Raw genomic sequence first — 17,269 nt, 5'->3', positions numbered from 1 at the left:
GGCGCTGGTCCGGGCATGGATGATGGCCATCCCCGGCGCGACGGTATCTGTTTTTGAACTCCTGCCTCGCCATTCCCGGCGCGGCATGATTCCGACCGGCGACGCACCGGCCGACCTTCGCCGGCGCGGCCGGAATCACCCCGGCGGCCACTTGAACGGGCGGCCGGCGAGGATGTGGATGTGCAGGTGAAACACCGATTGGCCAACCGCGGCGCCGTTGTTGACCGCGAGCCGGAAGGCGTCGCCGAAGCCGGCGGCGGCGGCGACTTTCGGCGCCGTCAGCAGCAGATGCCCGAGCAGTGACTGATCGCCGGGTTCGGCATTTGCCAGCATCGTGATCGGTTTGCGCGGCACCAGCTGGACGTGAAACGGTGCCTGCGGATGGATGTCCTTGAAAGCGACGCAAAGTTCGTCTTCATAGACGATATCGGCCGGAATCTCCCGGTCGCAGATCTTCTCGAACAAGGTCTTGGTCATGCGCAGATGTCCACGGTCTGAAGCGATAAGGGCCAACTTGATAGCATAGCGGGCCTTGCAAAAGCGATCGAAATGGCAAAAAACTCAAGTCTCGACAGGAACGCCTGGCCCACCTATCGCCGGCTGCTCGGCTATTCGCTGCCGCACTGGCGGGTGATGGTCATCGCGCTGATCGCCACGGCCATGCTGGCCGGAGTCGACACCGGCTTTGCCGCGCTGATCAAGCCGCTGCTCGATCGTGCCTTCGTCGAACAGAACCAGACCTATATCCACTGGATTCCGATTTACATCGTCGGCCTGTTCCTGCTGCGTGCGCTTTCGTCGTTCGTGTCCATCTACGGCATGGCCTGGGTGGCGCGTCGCGTCGTCAAGGACATGCGCGGCCGCGTGTTCAACAAGCTGCTCGATCTGCCATCGCGTTTCTACGATCGCATCAATTCGGCGGAGCTGGTGTCGCGGCTGACGTACTACGTCGAGCAGATCGCCGAAGCGACGACCACGGTGCTGACCAGCACGCTGTCGGACTCGCTGCGGATCGTCTTCTACATCGGCTACATGTTCTATCTGAACTGGCGCTTGACGGCCTTCACCTTCGTCGTCATGCCGCTCATTGCGCTGATCATCGCCTATGTCACGCGGCGCTTCCGCCGCATCAGCGTGCGCATCCAGGACAGCGTCACCAATGTCACCGAGGCGGTCGACGAGGCCGTGCTCGGGCAGCGTATCGTCAAGATCTACAACGGTCAGGCCTTCGAGCGCGACCACTTCGCGCGCGTCAACGAGGACAATCGCTGGCTGAGCATGAAGGTTGTCGCGACACGCGCAGGCAGCGGCGCGCTGATCCAGTTCATCGCCGCCTGGGCGGTGGCGGCCATCGTCTATTTCGCGACCCAGCCGAGCATGCTGGCGCAGATGACGCCGGGCACCTTCGCGGCGTTCATGCTGGCGATGCTGTCCCTGCTGCAGCCGATCAAGAGCATGGGCGGCGTCAACGAGAAGCTGCAGCGTGGCATCACCGCCGGCATGGGCCTGTTCGAGCTGCTCGACGAGCCGACCGAAGTGAGCGGAGGCACGCGCAGCCTGCAGCGCGCCAGCGGCGCGATCGAGTTCCGCGATCTGCGGTTCCGCTACGCCAGCCAGGATCGGGACGCGCTGCGTGGCGTCAGTCTCGAGATCAAGGCAGGTCAGACGGTCGCCTTCGTCGGCAAGTCCGGCAGCGGCAAGAGCACGCTGCTCGCGATGCTGCCGCGCTTCTACGATGCCGATGCCGGCGCGGTGCTGGTGGACGGGCACGATGTGCGCGAGTACCCGCTCGCCGCCTTGCGTGATCAGATCGCGCTGGTCGACCAGCAGGTGCGGCTGTTCAATGCCAGTGTTGCCGAGAACATCGCCTACGGCCTGCAGCCGACACCGGATGAAGCGCGCATCGTCGAGGTGGCCAAGCTCGCGCATGCCTGGGAGTTCATCGAGAAGATGCCGGACGGCCTGCAGACACCCATCGGCCAGAACGGCGCCAAGCTGTCCGGCGGGCAACGGCAGCGCCTTGCAATCGCGCGTGCCTTGTTGAAGAACGCGCCGATCCTGATTCTCGATGAGGCCACTTCGGCGCTCGACACCGAATCGGAACGGATGATCCAGTCCGCGCTCGAAAGGCTGGTCGAAGGCCGGACCACGCTGGTGATCGCGCACCGGCTGTCGACGATCCAGCATGCCGACTGCATCGTCGTCATGGAAGACGGCGAGATCGCCGAAACCGGTACGCACGAAACCCTGCTCGCGGCCGACGGACTGTATGCGGCCCTGTACCGCATGCAGTTCGACGACGAGGCCGCTTGAAGCACTGGCTGGAGCGACGCTGGTACGCGCGCGAACGGCCGCCGCTCGCGCTGCGGCCTCTGGCCGCGCTGTACGGTGTCATCACGCGCACGCGTCGTCGGCGTCTGCAGGCGGCAGCACCGCGGTTGCCGCTGCCGGTGATCGTGGTCGGCAACATCAGCATCGGCGGTACCGGCAAGACCCCGTTCACGCTCTGGCTGGTCGAGCAGCTGCGCCGCTGGGGTTGGCGTCCCGGCGTCGTCAGCCGGGGCTACGGTGGCCGTGCGCCGCAGTATCCGTTCGAGGTGACGCCTGATGGCGACGTGCAGCACTGTGGCGACGAGCCGTTGCTGATCGCGCAGCGCGCGCGGTGTCCGGTGTTCGTCGATCCGGATCGTGTCGCGGCGGCCAGAGCGCTGATCGCGGCGCACGACGTCGACATCATCGTCAGCGACGACGGCCTGCAGCACTACCGTCTCGCGCGCGATCTGGAAATCTGTCTGGTCGATGGCCGGCGCGGACTCGGCAACGAAGCCTTGCTGCCGGCCGGACCGCTGCGCGAAGCGCCGTCGCGGCTCGCCGAGGTCGATCTGATCGTCGTCAACGGCGAGGGCTGGATGCACGATGCGGCCGTGCCGATGCACCTGCAGGCGGCGCCGCTTCGGCGTCTTGTCGATGGCGAGACGCAAGCCCTGTCGGCGCTGCAGGGGCAACGCGTGCATGCGCTTGCCGGCATCGGCGATCCGGCACGATTCTTCGCCAGCCTGCGCGGCGCCGGCCTGCAGATCGAATCGCATGCCTTTGCCGATCATCATGCCTACGGGCCCGACGATCTGGCCTTCGCCGACGACGCGACCGTCATCATGACCGAGAAGGACGCGGTCAAGTGCCGCCGCTTTGCCGACCAGCGGATGTGGGCACTGCCGGTCACCGCGCAGCTCGCCGAAGCGGATGTCGGGCGTGTGCGAGAATGCGTCGAGGCCTTGAAGGAGGAGCGCCGCAGACGGCGCTGACGATGGGGACGATGGACAAACGACTGCTCGATATTCTGGTGTGCCCGGTGACCAAGGCGCCACTCGAATGGCATTCCGATGTGCAGGAGCTGTGGTGCCGCGCTTCGCGGCTGGCCTATCCGGTGCGCGATGGTGTGCCGGTGATGCTGGAAGACGAGGCGCGCACGCTGGCCGAAGAGGAATTGCAGGCGTGAGCGGGTTGCATGCTGCCGCCCGGTTCAAGGTCGTCATCCCGGCGCGTCTGGGTTCGACACGGTTGCCGCGCAAGGTGCTGCGTGAAGTCGCCGGCAAGACCATCGTCCAGCACGTCTGGGAAGCCGCGCGTCTCGCCGGTGCCGAGGAAGTGCTGATCGCGACCGATTCGGACGAAGTGCAGGACGTCTGCGAAAGTTTCGGTGCGGCGGTCTGGATGACGGCGACGACACACAATTCCGGAACCGATCGCGCCAACGAGATCGCGCGGCAGGCCGGCTGGGACGCGTCGACGATCGTCGTCAATCTGCAGGGCGACGAACCGCTGATGCCGCCGGCGCTGGTCAGTCAGGCGGCCGAACTGCTCGCCAACGATCCGGAAGCGCATATCGCCTCGCTCTGTCATCCGTTGCATGCGCTCGACGAGTGGTTGAATCCGAACGTGGTCAAACTGGTCATGGATCGTCGCGGCTATGCGCTGTATTTTTCGCGCGCACCGATTCCCTGGCAGCGTCAGGGTGCGAGTCGCGAGCAGCCGCGGCTGCCGGCGGGCCTGGCGTTTCGTCACATCGGCCTGTACGCGTATCGGGTCGCTGCACTCGCCGAGTTCAGCGCGCTGCCGCCGGCGCCGCTCGAGGATTGCGAGGCGCTGGAACAGCTGCGCGCGCTCACGCATGGCTTCCGCATCAAGATGGGCATTACCGATGCACCGCCGCCACGCGGCGTTGACACCGAGGAAGATCTGCAGGCGGTCGAGCGCATCCTGAGCCGCAGCTGAGGCAAGTGTCGATCGGGCGTCGATGGCGCACGGCAGCGGGCAAGAAAAAGGCGACCATGAGGTCGCCTTTTTCCTTGTCTCCGCTTCAGCCCTTTCAGGCCGGTTTGTGTTCGTCCTGCGACGAGGTTTCGGCGGGCTTGTCCGCCTTTTGCTGGGCCGTTGCCTGCTCGAACAGCTTGAAGTAATCGGCGGCGGGCGCGCTGGCGCGGAACTGCGGCGACGTCGGTGCGGTCGGTGAGTCACTCGCGTCGATCGATTGCGGAGACTCGCTTGCTTGCGCCACGGCGACCGCCGGTCCGGCTTCGCGCGACGGCGCTTCGGTGACCGCCGGCGAATCGATGGGCGCGCGTTCTGCTTCGACGGCACTCGCTGCAAGCGATTCAGGCGCGGCGGCGGCGGGGGCCTCGGCTTCGACGTCCGATACGGTGACGCCGACCGCTTCGCTCGCAGCCGGCGCTTCAACCGCAAGCGCTGCGGTCTCGACCGCTGCGGCCCCCGTTTCGGCATCGGCCCGGTCTTCGGTGCCTGCCGAGGTGTCGCCCGTCTCGGCAACTGCCTCGACGGCCGGGGCTTCGGAGGCGGTTGGTGCGTCGTTCTCGACGGGCGTCGGCGCCGGATCTGTCGCGTTCGCCGCAGCGATCTCCGTCTCGCGCGGGATCTCCCTCAGCAACGGCAGCTGCGTCTCGGTGCGCTCCGCACGTTCACTGCGCTGCGGCGTTGCGTCGCGCGACGAATCATCGCCGGCGAGTTCGCGCCCTTCGGTCGATTCCGCGACCTGCGCGGCAGCGACGACGACAGCCGCTTCCGCAGCGTCGGACGATTCCGGACCGCTGTCCGCTTCCGTGGCTGGCGTTGCGGCGGCGTCCTTGCTGGCATTGGCCGCTTCTGCGCGCTCGCGGCGATCGCGTCCGCCGCGGCGGCGGCGGCGGCCCGTGCGAGCCCCGCCTTCGCGGGCTTCGCCGTTGCGCGGCGCTTCGGCGTTTGCAGTGGCGCCATTCGCCACCACGCTCGTGGCTTCCGTCGCCGCGTCGTTGACGGCAAGCACTGCCGTCGCGGCATCGGGTTCCGGCCGCAGCACCGGTGTGGCGGTGGGCGTCGCGGCGGCCGCGGCATTGTTGCGTGCCGGCGGATTGTTGCGTGCCGCGGCCGGCTGCTGCTGATTGCGCGGCTGCTGTGCGGTGCGCTGCGCATCCGGCTTCGGCGCATTGCGTGGCGCGTTCTGCTGCGGGCGCGGCTGCTGCGCACCGCGCTCGCGCTGGCCCTGACGACCTTCGCCGCGGCTCCCATCACGACGCTGCTGGTCGCGACCACCGCTGCCGCGACGCTCGTCGCGGCGGCCGTCACGACGCGGCGACTTGGCCGGCGCCGTTTCCCTGATCTCGGGCTGGGCGGGGCGGGGGCCGAAGCCGAGCAGACGCATCAGCTTGGTCCAGATGCTTTCGCCGACGGCTGCCGGCTGCATGACGACCTGCACCGGCTGCTGGACGACGATCGGAGCCGGCGATGACGGCAGGATCTGCTTGACCGCGGGCTCGGCAAGCGTGCGCTGCACGGCGACATTGCTCTTGCCCAGTTCTTCCTGGCTCTTGGCGTCGAAGTCCTGCGCGAGTTGATAACTGCTGCTGTTGTTGCCGTCGAGCTGCAGGAAATCGGCGCGCACGCGCTTGATCTCGTAGTTCGGGGTCTGCAGCGTCGGGTTCGGGATCAGTGTGATGTAGGTGCGATAGCGTGCCTCGATCTCGCGAACGGCCAGACGCTTTTCGTTGAGCAGGTAGGTGCCGACGTCGACCGGCAGCTGGGCGATGACGCGGCCCGTGCGATCCTTCATCGCTTCTTCTTCGATCAGGCGCAACACCGACAAGGCCATCGATTCGACGCTGCGGATGTGGCCGCGGCCGGCGCAGCGCGGGCAGGCGATCTGCGTGTGTTCGCCGAGGCTGGGACGCAGGCGCTGACGCGAGAGTTCGAGCAGGCCGAATCGCGAGATCTTGCCGATCTGGATGCGAGCACGGTCCATCTCGACAGCCGCTTCCAGGCGACGCTCGACTTCGCGCTGGTTCTTCGTCGAGTTCATGTCGATGAAGTCGATGACGATCAGGCCGCCGAGGTCGCGCAGGCGCAGCTGGCGGGCGATTTCGTCCGCCGCTTCCAGATTGGTGTTGAACGCCGTGTCTTCGATGCTGCCGCCACCGGTCGCTTTCGCCGAGTTGATGTCGATCGCGGTCAGCGCCTCGGACGGATCGATGACGATCGAGCCGCCGGACGGCAGGCGCACATTGCGCTCATGCGCCAGTTCGATCTGCGATTCGATCTGATAGCGCGAGAACAGCGGGATCTCGTCCTTGTACAGCTTCAGGCGCGCAAGGTTCTGCGGGCTGACATGCTCCATGTGCGTACGCGCCTGCTCGTAGACCTCGGCGTTGTCGATCACGACTTCGCCGATGTCCGCGCGCAGGTAGTCGCGCAGTGCGCGCAGGATGATGTTGTTTTCCTGATAGATCAGGAACGCGCCCTTGCGCTCGGCAGCGGCTTTCTCGATCGCCGCCCAGATCTCGGCCAGATAGTTCGCGTCCCACTGGATTTCCTCGAGCGTGCGACCGACGCCGTTGGAACGGATGATGACGCCCATGCCGTTCGGGATTTCCAGCTTGTCGAGCACTTCCTTGGCTTCTTCGCGCTCGTCTCCCTCCGCGCGGCGCGAGACACCGCCGGCCTTGGGATTGTTCGGCATCAGGACCAGATAGCGGCCGGCCAGCGAGACGAAGGTGGTAAGGGCCGCGCCCTTGTTGCCGCGCTCTTCCTTTTCGACCTGGACGATGATTTCCTGGCCTTCTTCGAGCTGTTCGCGCAGGTTGCCGCCCGACTTGCCTTCCTTGAAGTAGTTGCGCGCGATTTCCTTGACCGGCAGGAAGCCGTGACGCTCGGCGCCGTATTCGATGAAGCAGGCTTCGAGCGACGGCTCGACGCGCGTGATGCGACCCTTGTAGACGTTGCCCTTCTTCTGTTCGCGGGCAGCGGTTTCGATATCAAGATCCTGAAGCTTCTGCCCGTCGACAATGGCCACGCGCAGCTCCTCGCGCTGCGTGGCATTGATCAAAATGCGTTTCATGTAAAAAGTCCTGTGGAGCGCAGCAGCCATCGACGGAGGACTCGTCCCGGATCCGGCGTGTATCGCCAATCGTCATGGAGTCTCCCCGGCGCGGCTTTGCGCGATGCTGGTTTCAGATCAAAGCCGGGGCGCAGTTTTGCGCGCAGGCATTGGAATTCGGAGTGGATGTGGGGCTGGTACAATGACGGCGCACCCTGCATCTCATTTTTCTTCCGTAACCGCCGATTCGCGAACGGAAAATTTCGTCCTGAATCAACGGAAGTCGGTATTTTGACACAAGATCGTCCACAAGTCAGATATGTCACCGCAGGGGCCGGGGACGACGGTCAGCGGATCGACAATTTCCTTTTGAAACAGTTGCCTGGCGTGCCGAAGTCGCATGTCTACCAGCTCGTTCGCTCCGGTCAGGTGCGGGTCAACGGCGGTCGCGTCAAGGCGGAAAGAAAACTCGCCAGCGGCGACGAGGTCCGGATTCCGCCGGTGCGTGCGGCCGACAAGGCGCAGATCGCGCGGCCGCCGGACGCGGTGCTCAATGTCCTGCGTGCGGCCATCGTTCACGAGGACGAACACTATCTGGCGATCGCCAAGCCGGCCGGTCTGGCCGCGCATGCCGGCAGCGGCGTGCCGTACGGCGTCATCGAAGCGGTGCGCGCCTGGAACAAATACGAATTCATCGAGCTGGTCCATCGCCTCGACCGCGACACCAGCGGCGTGCTGCTGCTGGCCAAGAGCCGACCGGCGTTGCTGCGCGGGCAGAAGGCGCTGAAGAACAGCGAGGCCGAGAAGCGCTATTTCGCCTTGCTGCTGGGCAAGTGGCGCGGCGAAGACCGGGATGTCGACGCGGCGCTGGTCAAGCGCAGCCTGCCGGGCGATCGCCGCGTGCAGGTCGACGAGGAAGACGGCAAGCCGTCGAAGTCGCGATTCTCGCCGCAGAGCCGCTATCGCGACGCGACCTTGTGCGAGGTGCAGATTTTCACCGGACGTACGCACCAGATTCGCGTGCACGCACTGGCGCTGGGTCATCCGGTTGCCGGCGACACCAAATACGGCGAGCGCGAAGACAACAAACCGCTGCGCGAGCTGGGACTCAAGCGCATGTTTCTGCACTCCCACTTTCTCAAGTTCAATGCCGAGGGCGAGTTCGGCAAGCTGATCGTCAACGCGCCGCTGCCAGACGAACTGCGGGCGGTCCTCGACAAGCTGCCGCGCGCCGACAAAGCGCGGCGATGAGTGAGCCGTTGCGCTTGCGAGGCACTGCCTCGCGCAGCGGCGAACGCTCGGCCATGGATAGCCGAGCAAGGGCTCGATCGGGAGATGCAGTGCCGCCATGGGCGGCGGCACTCAGGTAAACAAATGCGCAATGTTCAGCTCGTCATCTTCGACTGGGACGGCACGCTGGCCGATTCCGCCAGCCAGATCGTCGGCGCCATGCAGCGCGCGATCGTCGCCTTGCAATTGCCGCCGCGCAGCGACCAGGCGATCGCCGAACTGATCGGCCTGGGTCTCAACGACGCCTTGCTGAAACTCTACCCCGACGCCGATCTCGGTCATTTGCGCCGGCTGCTCGACAGCTACCGCGCGCAATGGCTGGCCGAAGGGGCGGGTGAAGCCGCATTGTTCGCCGGTGCGCTCGATGCCCTGCAAGCCTTGCGCCGCGATGGCCTGCGCCTGGCGATCGCCACCGGCAAGAGCCGACGCGGCCTCGACCGTTCCCTTGCACACCATGACGCGATTCGCGGCCTGATCGTCAATTCGCGCACGGCAGACGAAACCGCTTCGAAACCCGATCCGCTGATGCTGCGTGAACTTCTCGCCGACGAGGGTCTGCAGGCCGAACAGGCGCTGATGATCGGCGACACCGAATACGACGTCGCGATGGCGGCGGCGATCGGCATGCCGGCGATCGGCGTGACCTGCGGCGTGCATGCTCCGCAGCGCCTGCTGCAGGCAGGTGCCCGCACATTGCTGGAAAGCGTCGCCGATCTGCCGGCCTGGTTGGCGACCGCGCGAAGCGCATAGCCGTCCGCTCGTGCCGGTCCCGGCGTCCGGCGTTCAGGGGTAGAGCGGCGCCAGCTCGGACGATTTCGCCTTGCGGTTTTTGCGAGGCGCATCCAGTGAATCGAGCGCCGCCGCCAGGGCCTCGCCATTCCAGTCGGCACCGGCGTAGCAGGCGCGGTCCAGCTCCTGCAGCAGTTCGGCGATACGCGCGTCGCCCAGGCGCTGTGCGATCGCCGACAGACCACTTGCCGCTTGTGCCGGGTCGCTCTGGCGTGCCCAGTTCAAGAGCTCGCGTTGCGCATCGATCGCATCGTGGCGGCGACAGGCCTGAAGGAAGGCCTTGCGCGCGTCCGGGCGTTTGGCGCGCCGGCCTGCAGACGCGCTGTCCGGCCGGACCGTTCTGCGCAGGGCACGCACATGCAGGGCCCAGGCGCACAAGCTCGCGAGCCACAGCAGGGCGAACGCGAGACTGATCCACGGCCACGCGTCGCGGCTCGGCAGCCGCGCCGACAGCGGTAGCTGCCGGCTCGCGCCGGCATCGCCGGCTGCCGGCCCGACTGCCGGTCTGTGCTCGGCGTTTGCGTTGTCTGCCGCAGCTGGAAGCGGGCTGCCGGCCGCGCCGCCGGCCGCGGCAACCTCCAGTGTCATCGCCGGCAACACGATCTCGCGCTGGACGTCGGCCTTGCGGTCCCACCAGGGCAGGTGCAGTTCCGGCAGCTGATAGCGACCGGCGCGGCCGGCGATCAGGGCGATGTCCTGATTGCGCGTGCCGACGACCTCACCGTTGTCGACCGTGGTATCGAGCTTGGCCTGGTCCGGGTAGGCCTTCACGCCGTCGGGCAGCCGCAGCTTGCTGCTCAGGTCCGGCAATTGCGCGCCGCTCAGGCCGGCCGCGCGCAAATGCAGATGCAAGGTCAGCGGGTCGCCGGCGTGCAGTTGCTGCGGGTCCGCACTCAAGGTCTGCACGAGGTTCAGGCTGCGCGCCGGCAGCCAGTCGCTGCCTTGCGCGGCGGCTGGCCGCGGCCGCACGTCGAGGCTGATCGGATCGCCATGCACGCGTATCGGCCGGGTAGCACCGAGCATGCCCGAAAAGAAGGGATCGTTGCCGAACGGTCCGCCACCGGTGCGGTCGGCCACTTCGGCGTCCAGCGTCGGTCCGTCCAGCTCGAATTTGCCGCTGCGCTGCGGCTGCAGCAGATACTGACGTTCGATGACGTCGAAGCCATGGCCGTTGCGCGTTTCGCGACTCTGCTGATCCTTGCCGACCTGCTGCACCAGCACGTCGCTCGTGCCGTTGAAGTCGAGGCTGGCCTGCTGCAGAGGCAGATCGGTGTGCAGTTGCACCGTCAACAGCAGCGATGACTGCACGTACGGGCGCTGCTCGTCGAGCGTGCTGGTGATGAAGACGTGAGGTGAAGCAGCCGCCTGGCCCTGCGTCTGTGCGCCGCCTCCGTTGCCGACCGTCAGTTGCAGGGCCTGCGTCCGTTCACCTCCCCAGGCCAGCGGCGGAATGCTCAGCGTGCCGGCATGCTTCGGCGACAGCGTGACGCGCACGCTTTGATGTCGGCTGATGCTGCCGTTGATGATCTCGATGCTTGACCCGCGACTGCTGCCGAGGACGTCGAAGTCCCGTCTCAGCGGCGCCAGATCCGGTTCGGCATTGCCACTGCCATCGCGCTGCAGGTTCAGCTGCACGGTGTCGCCGGGCTGTACCTGGTCGCGATCGAGTTCTGCGGTCGCCGCGGCGTGCACCGGCAGGCCCATCAGCAGGAGCGCAGCCAGCACCAGGGCTCGCAACGGTCGTTTCATTGCGGACCATCCTGTTGTTGCCGCATCAGGTGTTCGATCATGAATTTGCGTCGCAAGAGCCCGCCCGGATCGTCCGGAATCTGGCGCAGCCATTGTTCCTCGGCGATCTGCTGCTCGGTTTTTTTCCGGTCCTCGCCGCCAGTGGCGGCTTGCGGTGGCGGTTGCGCGGCTGGCGCCGCGGACTCGGACTGCTTCGCGCTGACGGCATCCTGCGCATCGCGCCGCGCCTGCGCCTGTTCGGCTGCGCGATCCTGCGCGGTGTTTCCGGGTTCACTCGACGGCGGTTTGCCGTTCGCTTGCGGCGCGGAGCGCACCGGTGTCGCGCTCGAGGCTGATGCGCTGCCCTTGTCGCCGTCCGGCGATGCCGGTGAGGTAGAAGATTTCGCGGCGTGCCGAGCGGCCTGTGCTTGCGCATCCGGCGTGGACTGCGGCTGCGTTCCGGATGGCGACGACTGCGACGATTGCGACGATTTTTGGGCGTCACCCGACTGGTTCTGTCCGCCGCCTTGCTGCCGGCTTTTCCGCTGCGATTGCGGCGACCCTTGTTGCTGTTGCTGTTGCTGTTGCTTGAGCGCCTTGTCGACGAGATCGCGGTTATGTCTGGCATCTTCGTTGTGCGGATCGCGGGCCAGCGCCGCATCGTATGCCTGCAACGCGCCGCTCAGATCGCCGCTGTGCGCCAGCGCATTGCCGCGGTTGTATTGCGAGTCGCCATCGTCGAAGCGGCCGAAGTCCCGGGCTGCGGCCGCGTAGTCACCGGCTGCGAGCTCGGCGTAGGCCTTGCGATGCGGATCGCGATAGGTCCGGGCTGCATCGGCCGCCTTGCCTTCGTGCAGCAGCTGTTCGCCGCGTTGATCGGCATTGCGCCACAGGCGATTCCAGGAGTCGGCGGCCTGCGCGCTGCCGACGAACGCGATGCTCGCTGCGGCGCCGAGTGCGAGCACGGTGCGGCGATTCACAGCCAGCCTCTGCGCGACAGCAGCAGGCCCAGCAGCAGCAACGGCGGCAGCAGCCATATACCGCCGTCGCGCCAGTGCTGCACTTGCACGTCCTGCTGGTCCACCGCATCAGCGAAGGACTCGTGCTGCGATTGCAAGCCCGCGAGCAGCGCCGGCATGTCGTGCTGGTCGGTGTAGCGGCCGCCGCCGGCGGTTGCCAGCTGTTGCAGTCGCGCCGTGTCGAGGCGTGCGAGCGCGGGCCGACCGTGGTCGTCCTGTTCGAAACCGCCGTTGTCGGCGCTGACCGGTGCGCCGTCGCGCGTGCCGATGCCGACGACGTCGAGCCGCGCGCCGCGCGCGCGCAGCTTCGCGGCAGCGGCGAACGCCGCGGCCGGATCGGCGAAGCCGTCGGTGAACACAACGACATGTGCCGCCCTGGCCTGGACGCCGTCGAGCAGCTTGTCGGCTTGCGCGAGGGCGGGTGCCAGGCTGTCGCCGCGTGTCGGCATGAGCTCGGGTGCCAGTGGCGGCAGCAGCGTGCGTACGGTGGCGATATCGTCCGTCAGCGGCGTGACGGTGTAAGCCTCGTCGCTGAACACCACCAGTGACACGCGCGCACCGTGCGCAGCGCCGAGCAGATCGTCGATCGCATAGCGCGCGCGCGTGACGCGATCCGGCGATACGTCGCGGGCACTCATCGATGGCGACAGGTCCAGCACCAGCACCCAGGCATCGGCGCCGCGATAGGCTGTCGTCCGGTCGCGCTGCCAGCTGGGTCCGGCCAGCGCCAGCAGCGCCAGGGTCCAGGCCAGCGCCAGCCACGGCCATGCCGCGCTGCGGCGGGTCGTGATTCCGGCGTCGAGCCGCAGGCTGGCCAGCAGCTCGGCGTCGATGACACCGGACCAGCTGCCGGCATTGCGCTGACGCCGCGCCAGCCACACGCACAGGGCCCAGGCCGGAATCAGGGCGATCAGCCACAGCGGCCGCAGGAAATGGAATGCCTGCAATGTGCTCGTCAGCGTGCTCATGACCGGCCTCGCAGGACGACCGCCGGTACGCTCAGCAGCAGGGCCAGCGTCAGCGGCCAGGCAAACCATTCGCTGCTCGGCCGGTACCACTGATCGCGACCCGCGGCCGGTTCGAGCTGATCGATGCGCGCGTATATCTTGCGCAGATCGCCGGCATCGTTGGCGCGGAAATATTCACCGCCGGTCGCCGCGGCGATCTTCTTCAGGGTGTCCTCGTCGAGATCGGTGTTGCCGCTGCTGCCGAAGAAGCCGTTCTCGACCGGTGCACCGACGCCGATCGTGTAGACCCGCAGCTTCGAATCGGCGGCCAGCTTTGCGGCATTCAGCGGCGGCATCGCGCCTGCGGTGTTTTCGCCGTCAGTCAGCAGGATCAGCACCGTGTCGCCGGCGTGATGCGCCTGCGCCGGGTCCGCGCGCAGGCGCTTGATCGCCAGGCCGATGGCGTCGCCGATCGCGGTCTGTTTGCCGGCAATGCCGACCACTGCTTCGCCGAGGAACTGGTCCACCGTCTTCAGATCGGTGGTCAGCGGTGCCTGCAGATATGGCTGGGTGCCGAACAGGATCAGCCCGACCTGATCGCCATGGCGGCGCCGGATGAAATCACCGGCGATGCTCTGCACTACCTGCAGGCGGCTGTAGCCGCCGGCCATGTCCTGAGTGGCCATCGACCCGGACACGTCGACGGCAAGCAGCAGTCGTCGTCCGGTGGTCGGCACCGGTTCCGGTGCGCCCAGCCATTGCGGTCGCACGGCCGCCGCGATCAGTGCCAGCCAGATCAGCACGAACAGCAGCTGCCGCCAGCGCGGCCGGGGACTGGCGCCGAGCGTGCCTTGCGCGGCAACCGTTGCGGCGAATGGCACGAACAGCGCCGCGCCGTCGGGCCGAGCCACCGGCAGCCAGCGCGCCAGCAGCCATGGCAGCGGCAGGCACAAGAGCATCCCTGGCCAGGCAAAGTGAATCACTTGTGCCGGCTCCGCAGGAATCCGCGCGCACCCTGCAACCACAGGGCGCGCGCCGCGCCCGGTGCGCCGCCGCCGTAGGCGGAGCGCAGGAGATCACGACCGGCATCGCCGGCCAGCGCGCCGCCGCCATGCGCGGCAAGGAATGCCAGCCACGAATCGCCGCTGAGCCGTGCGACGCTGTCACGACCGAATTGCGCCAGCGCGTAGCGGCGCAGCAGATTTTCCAGGCCGCAAGCCAGCGCGATGTCGTCCCCGGGGCCGCTTTCGAGGCCGCGCAATTCGCGCAGCGCACTGCGACGGCGACGTTGCGTCGGGCGCAGCCAGATGATCGCGAGCGTCGTGACGGTGATGATCACGATGGCCAGCAGCAACCACCAGCCCGGCGCCGGCGGCCACCAGCCGGGCGGGGCGGGTGCGTGGGCCGGGGCGAGCTGGTCCAGCCAATTGTCGGTCGCGCCGTTCATGCGGCCTCGCGCAGCAGACGTGGCAGCGTGACGGTCACCGGATCGGCGGTCGTCAGCCTCGCCAGCGGCAGACCGAGACGGCGTGTCACGGCTTCGAGGCGATGTTCTCGCTCACGCCAGACCGACTGCCAGGCGTCGCGGCTGCGCTCGCCGTCCAGCCACCAGAGTCGGCCCGGCAGGCCGAGGCGGTACTGGCCACGCGGCAGGCCGCTCGATTCGAGGGGGTCGCTCAGCCACAGCAGGCGGCAGTCACAGCGGGCCGCGGCGCTGGCGAGCTGCATCTCGCCGTGCTCGTCGAGGCCGCTGAAGTCGCTGAGCAGCAGCAGCATGCTGCCGGGCCTGAGCAGGGGCTGCACGGTCTGCAGGGCACGCTGCAGGCTGTCCGCCGCAGCGCGGCCTGGCGCGCGCGGCTGGCGTTCGACGAGGGCTTCGAGGAATGGCAGCACGCCGGCCTGACGCGCCCGCGGTGGCAGGATCAGAGGCTCGGTCTGGCCATCGGCCAGTACGGCGCCGAGGCGGTCGCCGCCGTTGACCGCCGCCCAGCCGAGCATCGCCGCGGTGCGCAGCAGCAGCGCCGACTTCAGCTGGCGCCGACTGCCGAAGAACAGGCCGGCATGCAGATCGGCGAGCAGCCATACCGGGCGTTCGCGATCTTCGCGATACAGCTTGGTGTGCAGTCGGCCGCGCCTTGCGGTGACGCGCCAGTCGATGCTGCGCGCATCGTCACCCGCTGCGTAGGGCCGTACTTCTTCGACCTCCAGGCCGCGCCCGCGCTGAGCGCTGCGGTGGCCGCCCTGAAGCTGGGCGAGGGCTGCACGTCGCGCGCCGAGCTTCAGCCCCTGCGCCGCGCCGCGCAGCGCCAGCAATTCGTCGAGATCGGGCAGGATCAAGGCGTCGGGACTTGGCTCAGGAGTTCTTCCACGCAGGCCTGCGCGGTCACGCCGCGTGCCTGCGCGCCGTAGTCGAGCAGCAGGCGATGACGCAGTGCGTCGGGCGCAATCGCCTGCACGTCCTCGGGGCTCACGTAGTCGCGGCCCTGCAGCCAGGCCAGTGCGCGGGCGCCGCGCTCGATCGCCAGCACGGCGCGCGGGCTCGCGCCCCAGCGCAACCATTCGCCGAGCTTGGCGCTGTACGGCGCCGGTCGCCGGGTCGCGTCGACCAGCGCGGCGATGTACTCGGCGACGGCATCGACCAGCGTCAGACCGAGGATTTGCCGGCGCGCCGCGAACACGGCGTCCTGCGACAGCCGCGACGCCGGTGGCGGCAGCTCCTCGGCGGTGATGGCCTCGCGCCGGTTCAGCGCCATGATGCGCAAGGTGGTGGCGCGATCCGGATAGTCGACCAGCGTGTGCAGCATGAAGCGGTCGAGCTGCGCCTCCGGCAGCGGATAGGTGCCTTCGTGCTCGATCGGGTTCTGAGTCGCCATCACCAGAAACAGGCGCGGCAGCGGATAGGTCGCGCTGCCGACGCTGATCTGGTGCTCGCCCATCGCTTCGAGCAGGGCGGACTGCACTTTCGCCGGTGCGCGATTGACCTCGTCGGCGAGGATCAGATTGTGGAACAAGGGGCCGCGCTGGAACTGGAAGATGCCTTCGCCCGGGCGGTAGATGTCCGAGCCGGTCAGATCCGAGGGCAGCATGTCCGGCGTGAACTGCACGCGCTGGAAGCTGCCGTCGAGACCATGCGCCAGCGCCTTGATCGCGCGGGTCTTGGCGAGGCCCGGCGGACCTTCGACGAGCAGGTGGCCGTCGGCGAGCAAGGCGATCAGCAGCCGTTCGATCAGCCGTTCCTGGCCGAGGATCTGCGATTCCAGATAGCTGCGCAGGCTCTTGAAGGCGGTAAGGGTGGGGTCTGCTGCGGCGCGCGGTCCGGCCGTGCTGCGATCATCCATCTACGAAGTTCCTCGTCGCGGTGGCAAAGCACGTTGATAGAGGGCCGCGTCGCGGATTTAGTTCCCGGCCTTCGATCTGCGGCCGTTCGATGGGCACAGACCTCAGGGACGTGCCAGGCCGACCTGCGCAAGCAGACGGCGCACACTGATCAGCGGCAGGCCGATCAGCGCGGTCGGATCGCTGGACTCGATCGCGTCGAACAGGCTGATGCCGTAGCCCTCGCACTTGAAGCTGCCGGCGCAGTCCAGCGCCGGCTCGGCGGCGACATAGCGTTCGATCTCGGCCGCGCTCAGCTGGCGGAAACGCACCGTCGTGATGTCGAGCGCGCGATGGATGGTCTTGCCCTGCAGGAGCACGACGGCCGTGTGAAAGCGCACTTCGCGGCCCGAGCAGGCCGCCAGCTGCGCCTGGGCCTGCGCGATGTCGCCCGGCTTGCCGAGGATCCGCTCGTCGAGCGCTGCGGCCTGATCGGAACCGAGTATCCACCGCCGGGGGTGCTTGCCACCCAGCACTTCGGCCTTCGCGCGCGCCAGCCGCTGTGTCAGCGCCGCCGCGTCCTCGCCGTCGCGCGCGGTTTCGTCGACGCTCGAAGCTTCGGCGACGAAGTCGATCTGCAGTCGCGCCAGCAGCTCGGCGCGGTAGCGCGATGCCGAAGCGAGAATCAGCGGGGTTTGCGCCGAGATCCCGACGGCATTCGCCGCCTGCTCCGAAGATGAAGATTTAGCCATTGATTCTTTTGACTTTTGACAGGGGTGTGACTATGCTTCGCGCCCTTTTTCGGGGCCGGAGCAGGC

General features: G+C 67.5%; 16 protein-coding genes. 6 read left to right on the top strand and 10 right to left on the bottom strand.

From position 1 onward, the window contains the following. Positions 1-135: 135 nt before the first annotated feature. Positions 136-477: an HIT domain-containing protein gene (locus tag G7Y85_RS18780; protein ID WP_166261144.1), complete on the bottom strand. Its 342-nt coding sequence runs from the start codon at positions 475-477 to the stop codon at positions 136-138. A 72-nt stretch (positions 478-549) separates the two neighbouring features. On the opposite strand from G7Y85_RS18780, the gene msbA reads away from it, so the two are divergent. The 4 genes from msbA to kdsB are packed head-to-tail and all read left to right on the top strand — an operon-like array spanning position 550 to position 4,275. Further along, a complete protein-coding gene (gene msbA / locus G7Y85_RS18775; RefSeq protein ID WP_166261142.1) occupies positions 550-2,313 on the top strand; it encodes a lipid A export permease/ATP-binding protein MsbA in 1,764 nt (587 codons plus the stop codon). After that, positions 2,310-3,305, top strand: coding sequence for a tetraacyldisaccharide 4'-kinase (lpxK, locus tag G7Y85_RS18770; RefSeq protein WP_166261140.1), 996 nt, complete (start codon positions 2,310-2,312; stop codon positions 3,303-3,305). Before msbA ends, lpxK begins: the two co-directional genes overlap by 4 nt. Positions 3,306-3,316: 11 nt before the next feature. Continuing rightward, positions 3,317-3,499: a Trm112 family protein gene (locus G7Y85_RS18765; RefSeq protein WP_166261138.1), complete on the top strand. Its 183-nt coding sequence runs from the start codon at positions 3,317-3,319 to the stop codon at positions 3,497-3,499. Beyond that, on the top strand, positions 3,496-4,275 hold the full coding sequence (kdsB, locus tag G7Y85_RS18760; protein WP_366515004.1) for a 3-deoxy-manno-octulosonate cytidylyltransferase: 780 nt from the start codon (positions 3,496-3,498) through the stop codon (positions 4,273-4,275). Before G7Y85_RS18765 ends, kdsB begins: the two co-directional genes overlap by 4 nt. 94 nt (positions 4,276-4,369) lie before the next feature. Here the strand turns inward: kdsB and G7Y85_RS18755 are convergent, their stop codons facing one another. Beyond that, positions 4,370-7,384 carry an Rne/Rng family ribonuclease gene (locus G7Y85_RS18755; protein WP_166261136.1) on the bottom strand — a complete coding sequence of 1,005 codons (3,015 nt, stop codon included), beginning with the start codon at positions 7,382-7,384 and terminating at the stop codon, positions 4,370-4,372. 267 nt (positions 7,385-7,651) lie between these two features. Between G7Y85_RS18755 and G7Y85_RS18750 the strand changes: the two genes are divergently transcribed. Both G7Y85_RS18750 and G7Y85_RS18745 read left to right on the top strand, forming a co-directional pair. Further along, a complete protein-coding gene (locus tag G7Y85_RS18750; protein ID WP_436286645.1) occupies positions 7,652-8,614 on the top strand; it encodes an RluA family pseudouridine synthase in 963 nt (320 codons plus the stop codon). Between the two features lie 123 nt (positions 8,615-8,737). Beyond that, on the top strand, positions 8,738-9,403 hold the full coding sequence (locus G7Y85_RS18745) for an HAD family hydrolase (protein WP_166261134.1): 666 nt from the start codon (positions 8,738-8,740) through the stop codon (positions 9,401-9,403). 33 nt (positions 9,404-9,436) lie between these two features. Here G7Y85_RS18745 and G7Y85_RS18740 read toward each other — a convergent pair whose 3' ends face one another. The 8 genes from G7Y85_RS18740 to G7Y85_RS18705 all read right to left on the bottom strand — a co-directional run bounded on the left by G7Y85_RS18740 (position 9,437) and on the right by G7Y85_RS18705 (position 17,203). Then, positions 9,437-11,191 (bottom strand): BatD family protein, encoded by a 1,755-nt coding sequence (locus G7Y85_RS18740; protein ID WP_166261132.1) that lies wholly within the window; start codon positions 11,189-11,191, stop codon positions 9,437-9,439. Next, positions 11,188-12,150, bottom strand: a complete 963-nt coding sequence (locus tag G7Y85_RS18735; protein WP_166261130.1) for a tetratricopeptide repeat protein — start codon at positions 12,148-12,150, stop codon at positions 11,188-11,190. Before G7Y85_RS18735 ends, G7Y85_RS18740 begins: the two co-directional genes overlap by 4 nt. Continuing rightward, positions 12,147-13,157 (bottom strand): VWA domain-containing protein, encoded by a 1,011-nt coding sequence (locus tag G7Y85_RS18730; protein ID WP_166261128.1) that lies wholly within the window; start codon positions 13,155-13,157, stop codon positions 12,147-12,149. Before G7Y85_RS18730 ends, G7Y85_RS18735 begins: the two co-directional genes overlap by 4 nt. Beyond that, positions 13,154-14,119: a VWA domain-containing protein gene (locus G7Y85_RS18725; protein ID WP_166261126.1), complete on the bottom strand. Its 966-nt coding sequence runs from the start codon at positions 14,117-14,119 to the stop codon at positions 13,154-13,156. Before G7Y85_RS18725 ends, G7Y85_RS18730 begins: the two co-directional genes overlap by 4 nt. After that, positions 14,116-14,583 (bottom strand): DUF4381 domain-containing protein, encoded by a 468-nt coding sequence (locus tag G7Y85_RS18720; protein ID WP_166261123.1) that lies wholly within the window; start codon positions 14,581-14,583, stop codon positions 14,116-14,118. The genes G7Y85_RS18725 and G7Y85_RS18720 overlap by 4 nt, the downstream gene beginning before the upstream one ends. After that, positions 14,580-15,473, bottom strand: a complete 894-nt coding sequence (locus G7Y85_RS18715) for a DUF58 domain-containing protein (protein WP_166261120.1) — start codon at positions 15,471-15,473, stop codon at positions 14,580-14,582. Before G7Y85_RS18715 ends, G7Y85_RS18720 begins: the two co-directional genes overlap by 4 nt. Further along, entirely contained in the window at positions 15,470-16,474 is a 1,005-nt protein-coding gene (locus G7Y85_RS18710; protein WP_166261117.1) for an AAA family ATPase, read from the bottom strand. The genes G7Y85_RS18715 and G7Y85_RS18710 overlap by 4 nt, the downstream gene beginning before the upstream one ends. A gap of 102 nt (positions 16,475-16,576) precedes the next feature. Further along, positions 16,577-17,203, bottom strand: coding sequence for a Maf family protein (locus tag G7Y85_RS18705; protein WP_166261114.1), 627 nt, complete (start codon positions 17,201-17,203; stop codon positions 16,577-16,579). Positions 17,204-17,269 lie beyond the last annotated feature (66 nt).

This window comes from Solimonas terrae (assembly GCF_011067135.1).
Classification (GTDB): Bacteria; Pseudomonadota; Gammaproteobacteria; order Nevskiales; family Nevskiaceae; genus Solimonas; species Solimonas terrae.
Note: the sequence above shows the minus strand (reverse complement) of the source record. Positions and strands in the feature narration are given on the sequence as shown.